Genomic DNA, 18,583 nt, shown 5'->3' with positions numbered 1-18,583 from the left:
GCGTATCCTTTATTCCTGTCCGTTCAGCTTCAGAGCCTTAGACAGTCTCTTGCTCAGAGTCAGTGCCAGTGCGATCTTCACCAGATCCGGGATAATGAAAGGAATTACACACCAGCCCAGTACGGTAGCCAGACCGACAGCTCCGGAATTCTGCGCATACACAACCATGAACCATACCGTTCCGATAGCATAGCACACGATCAGGCCCAGTACCATGGAGATACCCAGCACCCATGTCTTACGTCCGAACAGCTTCTCAATCAGCCACATTACTAATGCAGAGAATAAAAATCCGATAATATAACCACCGGTATTGCCCAGCAGAACACCGATACCACCGGAGAATCCGGCGAATACAGGAATGCCTACCGCACCCAGTAAAATATAGATCAATACCGCAAGGCTTCCTCTCTTACCGCCCAGTACGCCGACTGCCAGGAATACTGCGAAGGTCTGTAACGTAAAAGGAACCGTCATCGGGATGGAGATCCAGGAGCAGATCGCGATCAGAACTGCAAATACTGCAATGTACACCATGTCATAAGTCTTGCTACGAGTTGTTGTCTGTGTTGTCATAATAAAAAACCATGCCTTTCTGTCAGATGTTTTTTTGTAAAAACCTCTGTCAGAATAGCATGGTGGCTTTCAATTGTCAACCATTTTGTAACATGGTTGACAATTGAATAGATTCTCTTGTCAGGACTGCTTCATCGTCTTCTTATTCCGGTACATATCCTTATCTGCACGCTCACGCACCTTCTCCGGATCCGTATCATCCGCCGTGAATACAGCATACCCATAGGCAATTCCCACGGGAACGGGAATGATGTTCTTATGATTCAAGATCTCTACATCCTGATCGATCTTATGCATCACACGTTCTATCTTAAAATATCTTCCCTTCGGAATGATACAGCAGAATTCATCCCCGCCAATGCGGTAACATTTCCCATAGCGTTCAAAATTGTCCTCTATGATATGTGCTGCATTGATAATATACTCATCCCCTGCCCTGTGACCATATTGATCGTTGCACTGCTTAAGATTGTTCAGGTCAAAGGTCACTATGACATACCCTTCAAAATCCCCCTCGTTTTTCACAAAATAATCATAAGCATTTCGATTATATAAGCCGGTCATGGAATCATTCAGGGCAAACTGTTCCAGTTCCTCCATCCTGCGACCTTTTTTCAGCCGGGCAACCGTCTGTCTGGCGGATTCTATTCCCAGCACCACAATAAAGAGCAAGAAAGAGCTTCTGCCAAATACACCTACGGCGTTACCGGCTTTATAATAGCCGCCCACATCTATAATAGCAGCAAAAAATACAAGCAGCAGTGCCCCTACACATGCCTTCAGCCTCTGATCCAGCTGCCTTCTGACAATTTTGCTGCAGATGACCACCAGTAGGTATAGAATCGTCAGAATGATCAACACATGCGTCATCCACAGGCTTCTCCGGAACTCATATATCTCTGTTGCATTCAGTATATGCGTCAGGACGATCAATGCCAGATTAGCATTACAGATAATTCTACAAAACCAGTCATCCCTGATCTCCAGAAAGCTCTTCACAAACAGGATACAGGACATCGGCAACAGCATGAGCGTAGCAAATGCCAGATAAGAGCATCCCTGCCTGTTGGCCAGGAGCAGCGTTGCCACATCCGTCTCATTGGCCGACCATGTTCCCAGCAGGATGGAAAAAATACCCAGATACAATAAGGTTCCGTCGATCCGGCTTCCGCAGCGGATAACGATCCAATAAATACTAATATACAATCCTATCAGTATCACCATCATGCTGATGAGAAAGGCAGGCATTGCCCGGCGCATCACCCCACGATAAATATTATAGCCGCCACCGATATAAAACGTCTTCTGCTGACCTGCCGCTTCCGGATAACAGGGGGTGAACTGTACCTGCAAGCTGCTCACATTACTTGAAAACCTGACAATATTCCAGGTCCAGCCCGGGGTATTTCCCCATATGCCGGGCACAGCATCCAGCCGATAGATCAGCTTCCCGTCTGCATACACCGCAATCTCCTGGTGTGCCGAATAGAACACGATCGAGTTCGTCTCATCATCGTCCTGATCCAATATAAAATCGTACAGCTCCCTGCCGTCATCCAGGACGCTGACTGCGTCCGGCGTACATGCCTGTAATGACTTTACCTCCGGCACACTGCCTGAGGTGCAGATCATGCACAGAAGCACCATAGCAAATACGACTGATACGATTATAATAAGCTTTCCCTGTTCCTTCTCCATTACTTACCTCGATATCCAACCGTTTAGTACTATGGTACTAGCTTTCTTACCATTTGTCAACACAGGGTCGTATCAATCTCATGTTTGAAAATATTATAATTCCGCTCATCCCGGGGGGAACAATAAATGGCCAGCTCTATCGTCTTGAAACACCTTCTGTATCGAGCGATCACATGGGAAAACGCAGCTGCCACAGCCTCCGGATCATTCTCAAAAGCTCCACAGCCGAACGCTCCCAGAATAACCACTTCATTGCCGCCCGCCACAGCCACATCCAGGATCCTGGTCAGGCGTTTCTCATGCAATGCCTGCTGCTGTGCTCTCGTCATCTTAACAGCATTATTACCGTCTCCGGGATTCATCCCATTGGCCGGAAGCAGACGCAGATTCGGTGCTGCACAGGTGATCACATTCACAGAGTACCAATCTTTTTCCGGAAGCGGTGCCGGTGCCGCGGTATCGGATTTGAATACAATGACTCCCGGCGTATAGATGCAGTCATCATTGTGGATCGGATCCTGCATATATCTGTGCGGAGAATAAAATCCAGCCCACATTTCCTTCGTATTCAGGCAGAAATACAGCGTAGAACAACGGCACAGACATTCCTCCTGGGCAGAGCTTCCCTTGGTCACACCACCTCCGGGATTCGTCGCTGAGGCAAAATTGTGCACACACACCCGTTCTCCCGGATATCCCGCAGCCGCTTCATAGCTTCGCTTTTTCGACACGATAATTTCCGCATCCTGCTCATATCTGTCAAGATTCTGTACAGCCTCCGGCATCAGATCTATGACTTCCATCATCTCCGGAATCAGCACCTGTTCTGCCACAGAGCGCTCCACTGCCTCCTGCAGTCCCGGATCTTCCTTTACTCTTTTTTCTGTATCCTGAAAAATTCTGACATTCTCATCCCTTGCCATGATCCTTTTCTCCTTCCGTCTGGTCCGGTACCGACACCGCAGATGCACTTTCCTTCTGTTCCAAAATCTCCAGATAATCTGTCAGCAGATCCGGTGCGCCGGAGCGCCCCGTCCCGGCATTGATCCGGTCCTGCAGCGAGCTGCCACAACAGTGAGTGACCACATAATCTACCTCATAGTGATACCGTTCCAGATTGCGCAGCCCCTCCTGTAATTCTCCTTCTGTCGGCAGCTCCTGGGGCCACCAGCTTTCCCGCCATGCCATTCCTCCAGCGGATATTCCCCGATCATATCATAGTTTTCATGGTTTCCCTGTACCCACAGAATGGTGTAAGGTTTCTCCGCAAAATTTTTACAATGATACTCAAAAGTTTTATCCTTCGCCCAGCACAGTCCAAAATCTCCGCAGATAATGATGTAATCTTCTTTTGTCAGTTCCATGCCGGTTCTCCGTAATCTTTTCGCGGAAAATCTTGTGAAATCCCCGTGGGTATCTCCCGTTATGTAAATCATACTGCTCTCCCTGTGCACTTTCTCTTCCATTCCGCACTATGCGGCATTTCCCCAGATATGACTAGAAGAGGGCACCAGGTCCTCTTCTACCAAAAGCTCCATCGGGCTTACACGATACAAAATAGCTAAAGCAATCAAATTGTCGGCCTGGGGAAAGCACTTTCCGGCTTCCCATTTATACACGGCCTGCGTGGATTCAAAGCCCATGTATTCCATGACCTGCTTCACGGAGATCTTCCGCTCCTGACGGATTGCTCTCATCCGTGCGCCGCTGGCCACAATGTCAAAATGCGGTCTTTCCATCATACGCCTCCTTCCGATGCCGTACAGCATTCAGTTGCATATCAGTCTTTCCGTAGACTTTTACTATAATACAAAGAATCTCTTTTGCATATTAACCGTTGGTTAAATTATCACAAAATTTCCTACCAGTACTGTTCTCCCCAGTATCTGGCCAGAATCCTCTCCATGTTGACTCTCCCCACCGGGTTGGCCGTATGGAATGTCTCTCCGGTCTCTACAGACCGGTATTTTTTGATCGTCGGTCCCTCTTCGACATCCATCCACATGAAACGATGGCTGCAGGAAGGACAAATCACTTCACGTACCTGCATTTTTGTTCCTCATCCTATGGGCTCTCTTGCTCTCTCCTTGCTGTAGGATAATATTAGCATACTGCATGGAAAGAAATACTGTTTCAGGTAAAGTTTACAGGAGTTATTCCAATCATTGTGTGTGATAAACTTCCATACCTGACTTGCCAATGTTATATCACCACACCACAACAATGATCTACTTCATGCTGGATGATCTGGGCTGTCCAGCCGGTGTATTTGCCATGCTGTTTCCTGAAATTGCTATCCAGGTAATCCACTTCAATCTCTTCGTATCTCGTGCAGGGTCTCACACCTTCCAGTGACAAACATCCTTCCTCTGTCTGGTACGGACGCAGCTTTTTCGTGATCACCGGATTGATCATGGCAAACTGAAACGGGCCTGCTGCCACTGCAATAATATTTTTCCGAACCCCTATCATATTTGCCGCCATTCCAACACAATGATCCAGATTCGCTCTCAGAGTATCCAGCAGATCTGTCACTACCTGTGCGTCCACCTCCGTGGCATTCTCGGATTTTTGTGCTAAAAACATCGGATCTCTCATAATTGTTTTAATCATTGTCCCATTCCTTCACGTTTCCTCAGTTCCAGCCCTTCCATACCTCCGGCTGATAACCGATGGTAGACTGTTTCCCGTTTCTGACAATCGGTGTGCGGATCACCGATGGATTCTCCAACACCTTTGCCAGCTTGTCCTCTTCCGCAATGTACTTAATAAGCGCCAAGGTGTCCTGATCCTTCCCCTCCCAGTTGACCATGTTCTCCAGGCCGCCGTTCGCCTGCGCAACGGAAGTAAACTCTCCCTTGCTCATGCCTTTTTCTTTCATATCTATAAACTGATATTTGATGCCGCGCTCCTTGAAAAAACGCTCGGCCTTCTTGGTGTCGTTACATTTTTTCGTGCCAAAAATCTGGATGTTCATTTGAATCTCCTGCTATCTTATTCCATACTTCTCCTGCATTGCATTCATTACTTCCGGATCATACAGCGTTGCAATCTGGTCCGCATCTCCTCCGGCACTCATTTTTGCAATCAATGCCAGCTAAAGTGTACCCCTTGTCAAGGACAAATTAAGAAGAAGGGATTTGTTCTTTCTAACCAGTAGATGGCTATATCAGTTTGTTTTATTACCTTCTTCATCATACATATCCATAGAAGGGATTTTTCCCTTAATCGGATATATGCCTGTTGTTATATATTTATAGTATTCATTGGGAGAAAGCTTCGCTAATTCCCACTGATATCTATCATTGTTATAATAATCCATCCAATCGTCAATAATGGCACGAACCTCGCTATATGTTCCACATTCTTTTAGCCTGTCTCCTATATGATCCTTCATACGTCCAAAGAAACTTTCCTGAGGTGCATTGTCCCAACAATTTCCTCTTCTGGACATAGACTGTCTTAAGCCTTTATCTTTGACAAGTTGTATAAAACTGCAACTCGTATAATGGCACCCTTGATCACTATGTAAGATTGTTTTAGTTGTAAGGGAAACTCCATGCTTTTCTATCATCAGGTTGACTGTTTCCAAAACAAAATCCACTTCTAAAGATTCGCTTAACACATACGATAAAATTTGTTTTGTAAAGGCATCTATAATTGTTGATAGATAGCAGAATCGACCATCAAATGGAACATAGGTTATATCCGTAAGCAATATCCTTCTCGGACCATATTTTTCAAACTCCCGTTTCACAAGATTATCAGCAACACTATTCGTCTTTATCGCCTTTGCCATCCTTCTGTAAGGGTTTGCCTTTCTTATGTTACATATAAGACCATATTTCTTCATCAACCGTCTTATTTTCTTGACATTCATAACGATTGGCGGATTCATATGTAACAATCTCATATAGATTCCTTGAGCCCCTTTATCATAACCTCTGAAGCTATATGCAGCTAATACCAATTCAAAATCGGCTCTATCCTGTGCTTCTTTTTCTGCTCTTTTATCCGCTGAATGTACCCAGTTGTAATAACCGGATCTTGATACTCCTGCTATTTCACAGAGCATCTTAACTGACAATGTATTATTTGCTTTATTTATCGTCTCATGGATGATTTCAAATTTGCTTTCTGAAGTCTCCATGACTAATCTCTCTTCCTCGAATTGTCCGCAATAATAATTTTTTTTAAAAACTCTACTTCTTGTCTTAGATACAAAAGCTCGTTCTGCATACGTTCTATGGATTGCGGTGATGACAAGTCCTCTTCATTTGTTGCTTTCATAGGAATTCTTTTTTGTCTGTTTTCGCCCTCGGTAAAGCCATTGCCCGATAGAGCCTGACGCTTTATTCTTTGCACAATGTCATCTATCTGTTTTTGTCCAAAGTACTCTAGATTATATCCAAAATCCAGAAGAATTTTTCTTGGAGCGTTACCAGCCTGATAGCTGATCCAAAAATCTTCTTTAAATTTAGCTGTAAAATAAAGCTTGTTCTTTGTCACATTAAGTGTGTACGGGTTAGCTTTGAGTTCCCTAATTTGTTTCGGTGTGTATTCTTTCATATTTCCTCCGATAGATACTTTTATTATACATCATCTACCAGAAGAAATCCCTTCTTTTATTGTCCACTAACCAGGATTTTATCCTTTCTTCTTGTGTCCATTTTTAAGGAGCCCTTCTTCTTATCGTGTCCACTTTATGGGGTATATTTTATCTGACCGGATATATTCAGCCCTCTCTTTTTCCTTCTTCTTGATAACAAATGTTTCTTTTCCATAATTATCAATGTAGAACTGAATCGCATCTATGATGAACTGATTCTTAGATTTGAAAATCTTCGGATCAAGGTTCTGAATCACATCATTGATTTTCACATGCTGAGGATTGCTCATGTTGAGGCGGACAGAAGTTTTTACTTCATATTCAAGTCTTCTTCCCATCATCTGCCTCCTTATGATAATCGCTTAGTGCTTTTAAGTCCCATTGTGGCAAGCTGCTCATATCCTCTTGCATTTGCCTTTACATCAAGGTTATAGGAAATGTTCTTGGCATCGTGACTACCAAAATTCTTCATCACAACTGCCCCGCCACCGACAAATACAATCGGTGTAGTCTTTAAGTTATACCCAAACTCACGGATTGAGTTATATACCTTATCAACAAAATCCTCTATCTCTGCCTTGATAATGGCAAAGTATTCATCATCAATATCTGACCTGCCATATCGCATGATGTTCTGTATCTCTGACTCGTCTACCTCTCCGTTAAGTTGTCTTACACACTGTTCATTGATAGAACGCATACAGGTAATAAGACCTTTTGGTATCGTCACGCACTTTGATTCATCCGGTGACTTGTTGATTACCGGCATAATGTCGATTGTCCAGCTACCGATATCTACTATCAGCGTTTTCTTTGCCATTGTAGGAATCTTATCCACTACTGCTGCATAACACTGAGGGAATACTGCCACATCATCAATTTCAATATGATATGACTCATTCTCATATTTGAAGTTTACACGCTTATTCTTTGTCAGGTACTTGATAAAGTCATTCTTCTCAGCTCCAAATCTTGTAAGTGGAAGTCCTACAGCAAGAAATACCTTTGCCTCTGCAAGACCTCTTCTTTTAAGTTCCTTAGCAACTGCTGCAAGAGTGAGAAGATAAAAGCTGTCATCTTCGACCTTGGTATCCTTTACTTCCTGCCTCACAGTTCCAACCTTATAGAACTTTCCTTCATACTCAAGTACATCACCGAAAAGTGCCGGAGTTGTTGTAATCTCCTTAACACCTGTGACAAATACCTGAGAGATTGTTTTCATCATTGACCAGCCATGATCAATGCCGATTACTTCTAACTTGTTATTCATGTTCCTTTCACTCCTTTTCTGTATTGTCTGCATTATTGTTTTGCAAAATTTCATATAATTACCCACACCCTTTCAAGTGCTCGGTTTTGTCAGATGCAAGAATATCTTCTGACCTGCCATAAAAATGCTTTCTCATTAATTCCTCATACAGTTCATCACTCTCTGCCTTAACTTTCATAAGACAGTAAAGAACCACTATACTAATAATGATTACGAACCAAATTAACACCTTGCCCATTCGACCACTCCTCTCAAATAAAAAGAGGACCAAACCAGCTGATGGAGTATTCCATCTCAAGTGCTAATTTAGTCCTCACTAAATGTTTTTGATATAAAAATTGTACCTAATCTAAGCGCACAGATTCACTCTCAGACTGATTGTGGACATCTGTGATGCTGACTTGAATTTTCGGTTTAATATTGCAGCGCTGCCCTATCTTTACCGCTAAAATGGTATAAAAATAAGGACTAAATTAGTGCTAACCCCTTGATTTTACTGGGTTTCTCTAACTTTGTCCTTATTATAACGCGCTCATCATCCACTACAAAATAGGAATAATAATCCCTTGTTTTTTCATGGTAATGTCTTACCGCATAGCTGTAGGTCTTAATATCGATCCGGTCCTGCAACGGCTGCAGGTCTTTATCGATTCTCTCTTTCCAGTCCGCAATGATATTCGTATTCGGTGCCAGGATCAATGCCCGGAACTGCTCTTTTCCGGCTGCAAATTTCTGAATATCTTCTTCCACAATCCGGGATTTTCCCGCTGCGGTAGGTAATACAATGAGGAATGCACGAATTCCTTTTTCCCGCCGTTCCTCTATCTGTGCAAGGCTGATCTCCTGGTGTTCATACAGTTCCGTTTTACGTTCCAACAGCAATCCCGCTTCCCGGAATCCGCTGGTATCTTTTCCCAGGTAAGACCGGATATCATCCTCGATACGATCCTTGAATCGGCAATCTTCCGTGGAAAAACGGTATAGCTTTAATCCCCACAATGCGCAGGTATTCTGCTTGCGCAATTGTTTCCGATATCCCTCTATTCCGATCAGCTGCGGGTGGTGGTAATGAATTCCGTTTTCCTCGATTGCCACTCTGCTGTCTGCGGTATCTACGAGATAATCGAGGAAATAATTGTTGCCGTCTTCATCGGATATCCGGAATTCTTTTTGCAGGTATTTCAATGCCCGCATACCGTAGACATCCGTGAAATTCTGTTCAAACAGTAGCTCCAGCGGTGAAGAATCCGCATGCTCTCCTCTTTCTGAGATTTTTTTGGTAGAGTACAACACTTCCTGTCGATTTTTCTGCAGGCATTTTTCTATCGTTTCCGGAATAAATCCCAGAAATCGGAACACTCTCCGGTATATTTTCATATAGTGGTTTTGTTTATCTGTGATCAGTGTATAAGGAAAAATCTGCTCGCCATCGCGGCAGGAGCAGATTTCATCATCGATAATGACCATGTCCACTCCATCATCATAAAAGCGACTCACACCGCCATTCGGATAAGTCACTGTCTCCCGGAGGACATAGTTCGGATATGCAATTAAGAATTGATCTTTTTCAGGAATAGATTCAGCCATCTTTCTTCCCTGTCCGGTCGTACATCTTCTGTCAGAAAGTTCCGCAGCTGCTGTAAACTTGTATGTTTTTTCAGCAGCTGCTCCAGTTTCTCTTCTGTAAAATCCAGAAAATATCTGCCGTTCCTTTCCCCCTCAAATACACCATACTTAAATGACATGTACAAAATGCCCTGCGGCTTCAGCGCCTTCTCGATGCGATATAACACTTCATCCAGTTCCCCATAGGATAAGTGCAGCAGCGATGAGCACGCCCAGATACCGTCATACACTTCCGATGCATCCAGCTCTTGGAACAGCTGGCATTTCACCGGAATCCCCGTGTACTCTGATGCCAACGCGCACAGTTCCGTGGAGCCGTCTATCGCGTCTACCCGATATCCATGCTCCAGGAAATATTTCGTATCCCTTCCGGAGCCGCAGCCCAGATCCAGGATCTTCGCCCCTGCAGGAAGCCCTTCTATAAATTCATCCTGCATTACATGAAAATCTACATTCCGCGTGTTCTCCACAAAATCGGCGGCATTTTGATCATAATATTGAATTGTCTGATTCTTTTTACTTTTTTCGCTCATTTAAAAGTATCATAGCATATTTTCAGGAATACTGCAATCTATGTAAAATTGCTCCCTCTATTATATATATGACAATATGCGACAGAATCTTACAAACTTTTTTAATCTTTCAAGCAGCCAATTGGAACGATCTTGACTCCCATATCCGTTGTATATGCCATAGGTGCATTCGCACATATCACAATCAGTGCAGATGGCTCCCTATAGACAGCTCGTGGATGATCCACATTTTTGATGGCACTTTGATTATATTTTTGAATCACTTCTTTAAATTTTAAGAGAGATTTTTCAGCATCAGGTATCTTGTTGGCACCTGTCTTAATCTCAATAAGCGCATATCTTCCATCTTCCATTTGATATACAGCGTCAGCTTCCATCCCTGTATCATCTGTATAATGGAGTACTCGTGCATTATGATTTTCTGCATATACCAGCAGATCTCTTAAAACCAAATTCTCAAAAACATGACCAAATAAATCTAAATCATTGTAAAAATACTCCGGATTAATACCAAGAGCCGCTAATCCGATAGACGGATCAATAAAAATATGCTTTTTCGCTGTCCTTATTGCCGTTTTTGAACGAATCTGCGGTGTCCAGGCATCAATATCTTTTATAACAAATAAGCTTTCCAGCGCATCAATATATGATGCAAGTGTTATATCCGTTACATTTTGGGTTGCCTTAATATCGGCATAAATACTTGTTCTCTTTGCGGTAGTTGCCATATTTCTTGCATATGACCATAATAGTGCTCTTGTCCATTCGGGATTTCTCTTCACCCCATCAATAGCTGTAATATCCTTATGGATAATTTGCCTATAATAATCTTTTGCAATTTCCAATTTAGCGCTATCTTTTGATAATGCCAGACACCTCGGCCATCCACCTCGGCACACTGCAAAAAATAACTGTTCCAGATTTGTCTCCGACATAATTCCATCTATATCATAGTTTGGATCTTCCAGAATTTTTGCCAAAGATATTTTCCCATTTGACTCACCTGTTTCCCATAATGTCATGGGATACATTGTAATTTCCGTTATTCTTCCCGTTCCCGTATGGGGGGTATCTATCTTTTTGCTCGCCGAACCTGTCAGAAAATATTGTCCAACATTTTCCGGATGGTCGTCGCAATCTTTTCGGATAGTTCCCCATATTTTTACAGCATCCTGCCACTCGTCAAACAAAATCGGTTTCTCATTTTTTAAAAAAAGCTTGGGCGCCGTCTCTGCCACAGCAATGTATCCATCTCTTTTATCCTCATCCTGGAACTCAATAACCGTTTTGCAACGTTCCTTGGCAGTTCTCGTTTTACCACACCCTTTCGGACCAATAATGCTTACCGCATTAAACGCTTCTGTTTTTCTATCTATTTCATCGTCTACAACTCGCCTGATATATTCCATATGCTATACACTCCTTTTACTGCTAGTATAACATTTTTTAAATAATTTATTCAAGTTTGTTTTGTATTTTTCGGCAGTTTTATTTTGTATTTTTCGGCTATTTTGTTTTGTATTTTTCGGCAGTTTTATTTTGCTTTTTTCGAGTATTGTGTTTTACCAGTACTCCTCTCCCCAGTACCTCGCCAGCACGCTCTCCATATTCGCTCTGCCCACGGGGTTCGCGGTATGGATCTCCACGGGGTAGAAGACCGATCTCGATGCCGTTTCTCACATTTCATGAGCCATATTTTTGCATTTTATCACATTTTATGATCTTTTCTATTCAAACACCTTCGTCTCGCTGGGTGCATTCTCTTTCCCATTAAAATACGATGCCTGCTTCTAGTTTGACGCTTACTTCCCATCCATGTCTTCCACCAGATCTGTTAATATATTCTCCTGATACCCCGCCTTTTTCTTCTTCCTTACCTCTTCTGCCGTCTCACGGAGAATCGGATTCTCAACGGTCTCCAGCTTTTTCATAGAAATATTTCCAATCACTTCTTCTGAAAGACTTCTCTCATAATCTCTACGCGCCATTCTCCACACACGGATCCGGTCACCGTATTTTCTCCAGAGTCTGTCGGCGATCCGGATTCCGTCCGGATCGATGTCTCCGCTATAATAGATTTCTGCCCCACTATCCAGTAGAAAAGGAATCAGCTTCACTGCAGCGCTCCGCAGCTGTCCTGAAGTACATAGTAATGTCACATTCTTTTGTTCCAGGTGCTTCAGCAGGTAGCTGAACACCATCTCATTTTCTACAATATAAACCCTATCTCCTGTCGGTTGTACCGCTGTCAGCTCCTGCAGATTTTCCATGGTAACCGCACAGGGCTCCTGTCTTCTGCAAAAGGCATCGTACGCCGGGTGCCAGTCACCGCCAATCTGTAATCGCAATCCATAGATATGCACGATAGAGGAAATATTATCCGGTACAATACCGTTGGATAGTAGTAATTCCCTCCACTGATGAGCGTTTTCCGGATAATCTGTCCTCGCAGCGTAGCACACTCCATGGACTAATAATTGCCCCGCAGTCGTTCCCTGATCAAAATAGTGAGGATTGCCGGATATCTCCGCGGAAAATACTGCCAGAGGATATTCCTCTTGCGTCTCTCGAATATCTTCCAGCAGAACAAGTGCTCTTCCTACGGTTTTCAACAGTTTTTCCGTCCGTTCTCTGTCTCTTCCGTATTCTCTGATCACTGTCTGATAGCCATACTTCTTTTTGGAATACATTTCCCGCAGCCAGGAGACAACAATTGAATCCGGACCGGCACCCTCTGCCAGACAGCCTTCCACCGTTTCAAATAATTCCGCCCTGATACGCTCTTCCTCCATCCGCATCTTCTGCGTGGTTATCATTTTTCTGCCAAAATATGCTTCCAGAACCTCTTCGAAATTTACAGGAGCAAATTTTGTGGATTGCAGTCCTTTTTCAAATTCCGTAAAAGGAAAACGTATGGCATCTTCATAAAACGTCTTTCCGAGTATCCCGCCGATGGCTCTCCGTTCTTCTTCGGAAGTATGCTTCAGTGTAATGATTCCTTTTGCTCTTCCATAAGAATTCCATTTCTTTTCAAATTCCGAAAAGCACCTTCTGTACGCCGGATTTCCCTTAAAATATGCCGCACATGCTTCATTATTGTTCATCCAGAATCCTCTCATGTCCGTTCCATGTATACCGGATCACCGATACCACCTGGGAGTTCTCCGGGCGGTGCAGTTCCGCGATCCGAAGACCTTTGACCGTCTCAAAGCATCCCCACAGAGCCTGGGAATTCATGATATAATCAAAATCCAGCTTATGGACCAGTTCAAACATACTTTTGATATTCTTGTCATCGACACCGGCAAATGCCTCATCCAGTGCGATAATTCTGGGGTGATCTTTATTATCCGCCTTTTTATACTGTGCGTTTACTGCTCCGAACAGCGGCACATACATTGCCATTGCTTTTTCACCTCCACTGAACCGGTTAAACGCAGCATTGGTCAGTGGCTTCTTCGTCTCATCCCCGCGCCGGTAAAACATCTGGAATTCAAACCATTTCCGGTAATCCAGGGCATCTCTTACCAGCTCCATGTAATTGATGATCGTTCCCATCTCTTCCAGTTTTGCCTTTTCTGCACGGATTTTGCTGCGGAAATGACCTGCTACCTTTTCAATATCATCCAGGGTAAGCAGCTCTCTGTCGCGCAAAAGGATCTGCTCCAGATCCGCCGTATCCAGTTCTTTGTCATTGTCAGCTTTGCAGGGCTTCCATTCCAGCGAAAAGCGAAGGCCCATAGAGGTATCGATCTCCTGCATGAGCTTCGACATGTCTTTTGCCCATTTTCTGCTCTCTGCTATGCGGTCCGTAAGCTGCTGGCTGATCGTCTGGGACAGGATATCTTCGAAAAGCTCCCGGTCCTTTTTCTGTATCAGCAGTTCCGTCTCTTCGATGGCGGTCTTCAGGATATTGTAAAATTCCTCCAGATATACTTTCTTGCCATTCCAGACAGAGAGAATACGATATCGCTTACGTATAGCTCCCACAATTTCTGTATCACCAAAGCACTCTTCTATGGACGTTCCATAGCTTGCAAGGCTTCCATTATGTTTATGATATTTATCATGCAAAGACTGAAGCATATCAACAGACTCTCTATTCTTATCACTGTCACTTACTAATTTCACTGCCTCTTCGGCACATTCACAGACCGTGCGGCCTTCCCGGTTCAAAATCAGTCTCAGATCCAGTTCCTCTTCAAAATAGCTTCTGAGTGCCGTTTCCTCCATAATCAATCCCTGCAGTTTTGCTTTTTGTTCCGGAAGGTCTTTCAGCAAGCCCTGCAACATTCCTTCACGTTTCGCCATCTCTTTTTCCAAATCATTTATTTTTTTACTGATCTGTTCCAGTTCTTCCTTCACCTGTTTCAGCCGGTTTGCCTTTTCCAGCAGTTCCGGACTCCTCAGATACTCTTCCAGCTGGCGGATCTGAATCTCGCAGGCCTTTGCACGGGTACTGTAAGTTCTTTTTTCCGTATAGGCTTCCTCCAGATCATCGTTGTATTGGTCTATCCGTTCTTTTTTATCCAGACAACTGATCTGCTCCGTCTGCATATGGAGTAGTTCACGTCTTATACTTTGCCATATCCTTCCGTATTCTTCCGCTGCGCCGCAGGCTTCCTCATAAGCCTCTGCCGTTCTTCCATAGGGCAGCATTTTACAAAGCTTCAATACCTCCTGATATTGCCGGTTCTTTTGTTCGGAAAGCCTATGCTCCTGAGCCTGCTGTTTCAGATATTCATTCTCCAATGTCTCCAGAATACGTTCCAGCTCTCTTTTCTCCGACAATGCGATCTGAATCTCCGAAAAATCGGGGATCTCCTGGTATTCCGCCTGTAACCTGTCCATCCGTTCCTGTAATTGCGTAATTTCAGCATCCCATTCTGCTATGGTTTTGCTGATGCTTTCTATCTGTTCCTGCAGTTCCCGGATTTTTTGTTCTTTTCTCCGTTTTCTTGCGAGATATCCTACATATTCTGCTGCCTGCTTATGCGCTTTACCGGCTAAGATTCCCTGCCGGAAGCTGCCGTCTGCACCGAAACAGATTCCCTGTGTCGTCCCTTCTTCGTCATAAATGTTACTGAGGATTTCCAATACCGGAGTTCTCAATTCCTGCGGCAGATCATCACTTACTGTCAATCCAAAAAAGCGGCTGTTGCCCTGTCCGTCTGTCTGCAGAACCGCATCCAGAAATTCCGTATGCTCCGCTCTTATTTTCGCAAAATCTTCCCTCGTCACCACCAGCGCATCCAGCATTCCGGACATCTGTAATTGTGCCTCCAGCCTTGCACAGGCTGCCTCATCCAGCTCCTTTGCGAACTCTACCGTTCTGTAAAACGGAATGGCTGTGATTCCCGCCTGTGCCAGGGATGCCCTGGATTTTTCGACTGCCTCATCCCGTTCCGGCTCCAGTTCCCGCTGCTCCTGCACCTTCTTCAGCTGTTCCCGGACATCTTTTAGAAGTTCTACCTGAATCTCCCTCTGATACTGTTTCTCATTCTTTTCGTCTGTAAGCTGCTGACGCTGTCTTTCATAATCTGCACGGAAATCCCTCTGTATCTCCACGCCATCCGCTACGGTCTCGTATTGTCTTGCTTTCTGTTCCGCCTGTAGGAGGATTTCACGTTCCGGATGCCATTCCCCGGAGGTCTCCGCTCTGCGAAAGACTTCCGTGATCCATGCATCGATTCTGTCCGACACCTGTTCTTCTGCCATCTCCATCCGTTGTTCTTCCTCCGCTTTTTTCTTCTTCGTCTCTTCCAGAAGACTGGCAGCTTCCTCGTACTGTCCTAAGATCAGCTCATATTGTCCGAGAGCTGTCCTTCCTGATGTCAGTTGATTTTTCCATATTTGCAGCTGCTCTGCAATCTCATCTCCTTCTTCGTATTCTTCCAGGCTGATTTTCTCTTTCGCCTTCTCATGATGTTCCCATTGCAGGATTTCCTGCTGTTCCTCCAGTTCTTCCCGCTTTTCCTTCAAGGTATCCCGGCGGAGTTCCATCTGTTCCTCCAGCTTTTTCAGAGTCATCTCTTCATCCCGGATCCGTTCCCTGCCATCCTCGATCTTTTTCTCCCAGCGTTGTTCTCCATCCGCAGCCTCCTGATACTCTGCCCTGAATTTCTCCAGCTTGCGGTCTGCATCCTCGAGTTCCGGATCCAGAAGCGCATTGTGCTCCGTTTCTTTCAGCTTTTTCTCTGCCGTAAGTCTCTCCGTATCCTGTGCTGCCCGGCTCTGTTTTTCCTGTGCCTCACGCTGCAGCTGTTCCTTCCCCTCCAGTATTCCCTGTTCTCTCTCCACTTCCTGCTTCTTGTTCAGGTAACCCTGAGCCTTTTTTGCCAGCATATACTGGTTGTAACGGGTATATTCATTGCGGATGATCTTCACATCATCGAAAGCACGGTTGAGCATCTCCAGACTATCCTGGATCTCATCCATCTTTTCCATCGCATCTACCATAGGGCGCAGATCCTCATCCGTCAAAGTCTGGAGGGAATCATTCAGAATATCATATACTTTGGTGGGTTTAAACTCTTTGGAAAGTTTGGGGGCCCGCACCTTCACCAACAGTTTGATGAATTGTTCATACTGTTCTTCCTTACGGAAACCGAAAATATACTGGTTGACATGCTTCTTGTATTCCGACGGACTGTCTGTGAAAAAATTGTCTTCGCCCAGTTCTGCCTTCATCTCCCTCTTGTCCCGGGGAATTTTGTTGGATCCCACTTCCTTATACAGCCACAGATCATATCCCACTCTGCGCCCGTCCAGGAGCACAAAGCCCCAAAAATCCATCGGTTTCCCGCGTTTAGCTTTTTGTCCGATTCCAATGGTGCGATACGCTCCGGAGTCCTCTTTCCAAAATTCCAGGAACAGATAACCGGTAGACTCCTCCTTGCCCTCTTCTCCCAGAAAATAGTATTCCATCCGGCGGTCACTGGAACCAAACGGATCCAGTCGGCTGGGAGTACGGTCTCCGTCCAGTACAAACGGAATAAAGCTCTGTGTCGTGATGGATTTTCCGGAGCCGTTCTGTCCGCGCAGAAGCAGTTTCCCATCCTCGAATTCAAAGTCCTCTTCGTCATATAACCAGAAATTCACAAACCCGATCCGGTTCATTTTCCAACGTTCGTTCATTCTTCTCCGTCTCCTTTGTAATCGGAAGGATACTGTCCTGCCAGCCTGCCCACCGCAGGCAATACAATGATCTGTTCTTCCTTGCTGCGCACCATCATCCAGTCCGTCATATACTTTAAAATGGTTTCCACAAGCCTGTCCTCGTCCATTTCGCAATATTCCTTGCTCCATGCATTCTTCCACTTGTTTCTACAGCTTGTGATAATCCGGGAAAATTCCTGCTTTGTCATGGCAATGCATTCATCCTCCTGTAATTCCAGTTGTCCCTCTGCCAGCTGCCTCTGTATCTCTGCACATACGATCAGGACGCTTTCCGAAATCTGGGCATCCCTCGGGTGCACGTTTCCGTAGCAGTCATCTGTATCCAGTGTAAGAAATGCCGCATTACGATAGATATCCAGATTACCACCCAAATTTTCCCGCAAATATCTGCCGACCCATTGTCTCTGATTTTTCAAATATAAGGCATCAGCGTCCTCTGTGCTGTCCCAGTAAAGTGCCGGACAGACTGCCAGCTGCCTGTATACCCGGTTAATACGCCGCGATCCTCTGTTTTCTTCAAATTCCTCAAAATCTGTCTTTTCAAAATCCTTCCAGGATTCATATCCGGAAATATCCATCGTAAAGCTGCTGGTAAAATATTTCGAATAGCCTGTATTTTCATACAGTACTTCCTGCCCGGCTTCCTGGCTGAAGGATTCACTTTTTCCTTCATACACCCTGAGCATCTGCAGCCGTTCCATATACTGCAATACCCGAACCAGTGATTTTCTCTGTGTAAAGGAAATCCAGTCTACCGGCATGTAATTTTTCAGCTGTGTCTCCACATAGTCGATCAGTTCCGACAGCAAAAACTGCCTGCCCTCCTCGGCATCCTCCAGATACATCAACACCACACATAGTATGCAGTAATCCCGAATGTCCGTAAATTCGCTGATTCCCATAAATGCTTCTGCATGCGCCGGTCTCTTCTCCAGCTTTAACAGCTTCTCTGTATGTATCAGCTTCCATCCCAGTTGTTCTCTGATAAAACGTTGAAAGTTCGGAATATCCCGTTTTACTTTATAGAAAGTCTCCTTGTCACTGTCCCGGCAGATCCAAAATTTTTCCATTAAGGTTCTGATTTCATTCATA

The 18,583-nt window shown here is 44.6% G+C and carries 19 protein-coding genes; all 19 read right to left on the bottom strand.

The genetic code is table 11. The annotated features are described in order from the left end of the window. Positions 1-9: 9 nt before the first annotated feature. Complete coding sequence (locus H9Q77_RS03130) at positions 10-576, bottom strand: biotin transporter BioY (RefSeq protein ID WP_118551079.1); 567 nt, start codon at positions 574-576, stop codon at positions 10-12. A gap of 120 nt (positions 577-696) precedes the next feature. Next, entirely contained in the window at positions 697-2,274 is a 1,578-nt protein-coding gene (locus H9Q77_RS03125; RefSeq protein ID WP_249326508.1) for a GGDEF domain-containing protein, read from the bottom strand. Positions 2,275-2,330: 56 nt separating this feature from the next. Beyond that, complete coding sequence (locus H9Q77_RS03120; RefSeq protein ID WP_118693400.1) at positions 2,331-3,197, bottom strand: TIGR02452 family protein; 867 nt, start codon at positions 3,195-3,197, stop codon at positions 2,331-2,333. Next, positions 3,184-3,360: a hypothetical protein gene (locus tag H9Q77_RS03115; protein WP_249326507.1), complete on the bottom strand. Its 177-nt coding sequence runs from the start codon at positions 3,358-3,360 to the stop codon at positions 3,184-3,186. The genes H9Q77_RS03120 and H9Q77_RS03115 overlap by 14 nt, the downstream gene beginning before the upstream one ends. A gap of 5 nt (positions 3,361-3,365) precedes the next feature. After that, the gene (locus H9Q77_RS03110; protein ID WP_249326506.1) at positions 3,366-3,710 is read right to left on the bottom strand and encodes a metallophosphoesterase; all 345 of its coding nucleotides are present in this window, start codon (positions 3,708-3,710) and stop codon (positions 3,366-3,368) included. Between the two features lie 36 nt (positions 3,711-3,746). After that, positions 3,747-4,016 carry a helix-turn-helix domain-containing protein gene (locus tag H9Q77_RS03105; protein ID WP_181968583.1) on the bottom strand — a complete coding sequence of 90 codons (270 nt, stop codon included), beginning with the start codon at positions 4,014-4,016 and terminating at the stop codon, positions 3,747-3,749. Between the two features lie 119 nt (positions 4,017-4,135). Continuing rightward, entirely contained in the window at positions 4,136-4,324 is a 189-nt protein-coding gene (locus tag H9Q77_RS03100; RefSeq protein ID WP_118668961.1) for a hypothetical protein, read from the bottom strand. 152 nt (positions 4,325-4,476) lie between these two features. Continuing rightward, positions 4,477-4,887, bottom strand: coding sequence for a peptide deformylase (locus H9Q77_RS03095; protein ID WP_118693399.1), 411 nt, complete (start codon positions 4,885-4,887; stop codon positions 4,477-4,479). 22 nt (positions 4,888-4,909) lie between these two features. After that, complete coding sequence (locus H9Q77_RS03090; protein ID WP_118547478.1) at positions 4,910-5,251, bottom strand: arsenate reductase family protein; 342 nt, start codon at positions 5,249-5,251, stop codon at positions 4,910-4,912. Positions 5,252-5,443: 192 nt separating this feature from the next. Next, positions 5,444-6,424 (bottom strand): IS3 family transposase, encoded by a 981-nt coding sequence (locus H9Q77_RS03085; protein ID WP_118552497.1) that lies wholly within the window; start codon positions 6,422-6,424, stop codon positions 5,444-5,446. Between the two features lie 2 nt (positions 6,425-6,426). Further along, entirely contained in the window at positions 6,427-6,843 is a 417-nt protein-coding gene (locus H9Q77_RS03080) for an HTH domain-containing protein (protein ID WP_118552499.1), read from the bottom strand. Positions 6,844-6,963: 120 nt separating this feature from the next. Beyond that, complete coding sequence (locus H9Q77_RS03075) at positions 6,964-7,221, bottom strand: hypothetical protein (protein ID WP_249326505.1); 258 nt, start codon at positions 7,219-7,221, stop codon at positions 6,964-6,966. Positions 7,222-7,232: 11 nt separating this feature from the next. Continuing rightward, positions 7,233-8,153 (bottom strand): ParM/StbA family protein, encoded by a 921-nt coding sequence (locus H9Q77_RS03070; RefSeq protein WP_118332338.1) that lies wholly within the window; start codon positions 8,151-8,153, stop codon positions 7,233-7,235. A 468-nt stretch (positions 8,154-8,621) separates the two neighbouring features. After that, entirely contained in the window at positions 8,622-9,740 is a 1,119-nt protein-coding gene (locus tag H9Q77_RS03065) for a DEAD/DEAH box helicase family protein (protein ID WP_249326504.1), read from the bottom strand. Further along, a complete protein-coding gene (locus H9Q77_RS03060; protein WP_249326503.1) occupies positions 9,704-10,312 on the bottom strand; it encodes a class I SAM-dependent methyltransferase in 609 nt (202 codons plus the stop codon). Before H9Q77_RS03060 ends, H9Q77_RS03065 begins: the two co-directional genes overlap by 37 nt. Before the next feature lie 101 nt (positions 10,313-10,413). After that, entirely contained in the window at positions 10,414-11,721 is a 1,308-nt protein-coding gene (locus H9Q77_RS03055; protein WP_118692575.1) for an ATP-binding protein, read from the bottom strand. 393 nt (positions 11,722-12,114) lie between these two features. Then, positions 12,115-13,416, bottom strand: coding sequence for a TIGR02679 family protein (locus tag H9Q77_RS03050; RefSeq protein WP_249326502.1), 1,302 nt, complete (start codon positions 13,414-13,416; stop codon positions 12,115-12,117). Further along, a complete protein-coding gene (locus H9Q77_RS03045) occupies positions 13,406-17,449 on the bottom strand; it encodes a TIGR02680 family protein (RefSeq protein ID WP_249326501.1) in 4,044 nt (1,347 codons plus the stop codon). The genes H9Q77_RS03050 and H9Q77_RS03045 overlap by 11 nt, the downstream gene beginning before the upstream one ends. Beyond that, a complete protein-coding gene (locus H9Q77_RS03040; RefSeq protein WP_249326500.1) occupies positions 17,446-18,582 on the bottom strand; it encodes a TIGR02678 family protein in 1,137 nt (378 codons plus the stop codon). Before H9Q77_RS03040 ends, H9Q77_RS03045 begins: the two co-directional genes overlap by 4 nt. Between the last annotated feature and the right edge of the window lies 1 nt (position 18,583).

Source organism: Simiaoa sunii (assembly GCF_014337175.1).
In the GTDB taxonomy this organism is placed as follows: domain Bacteria; phylum Bacillota; class Clostridia; order Lachnospirales; family Lachnospiraceae; genus Acetatifactor; species Acetatifactor intestinalis.
This window is presented reverse-complemented; position numbering and strand designations above follow the sequence as displayed.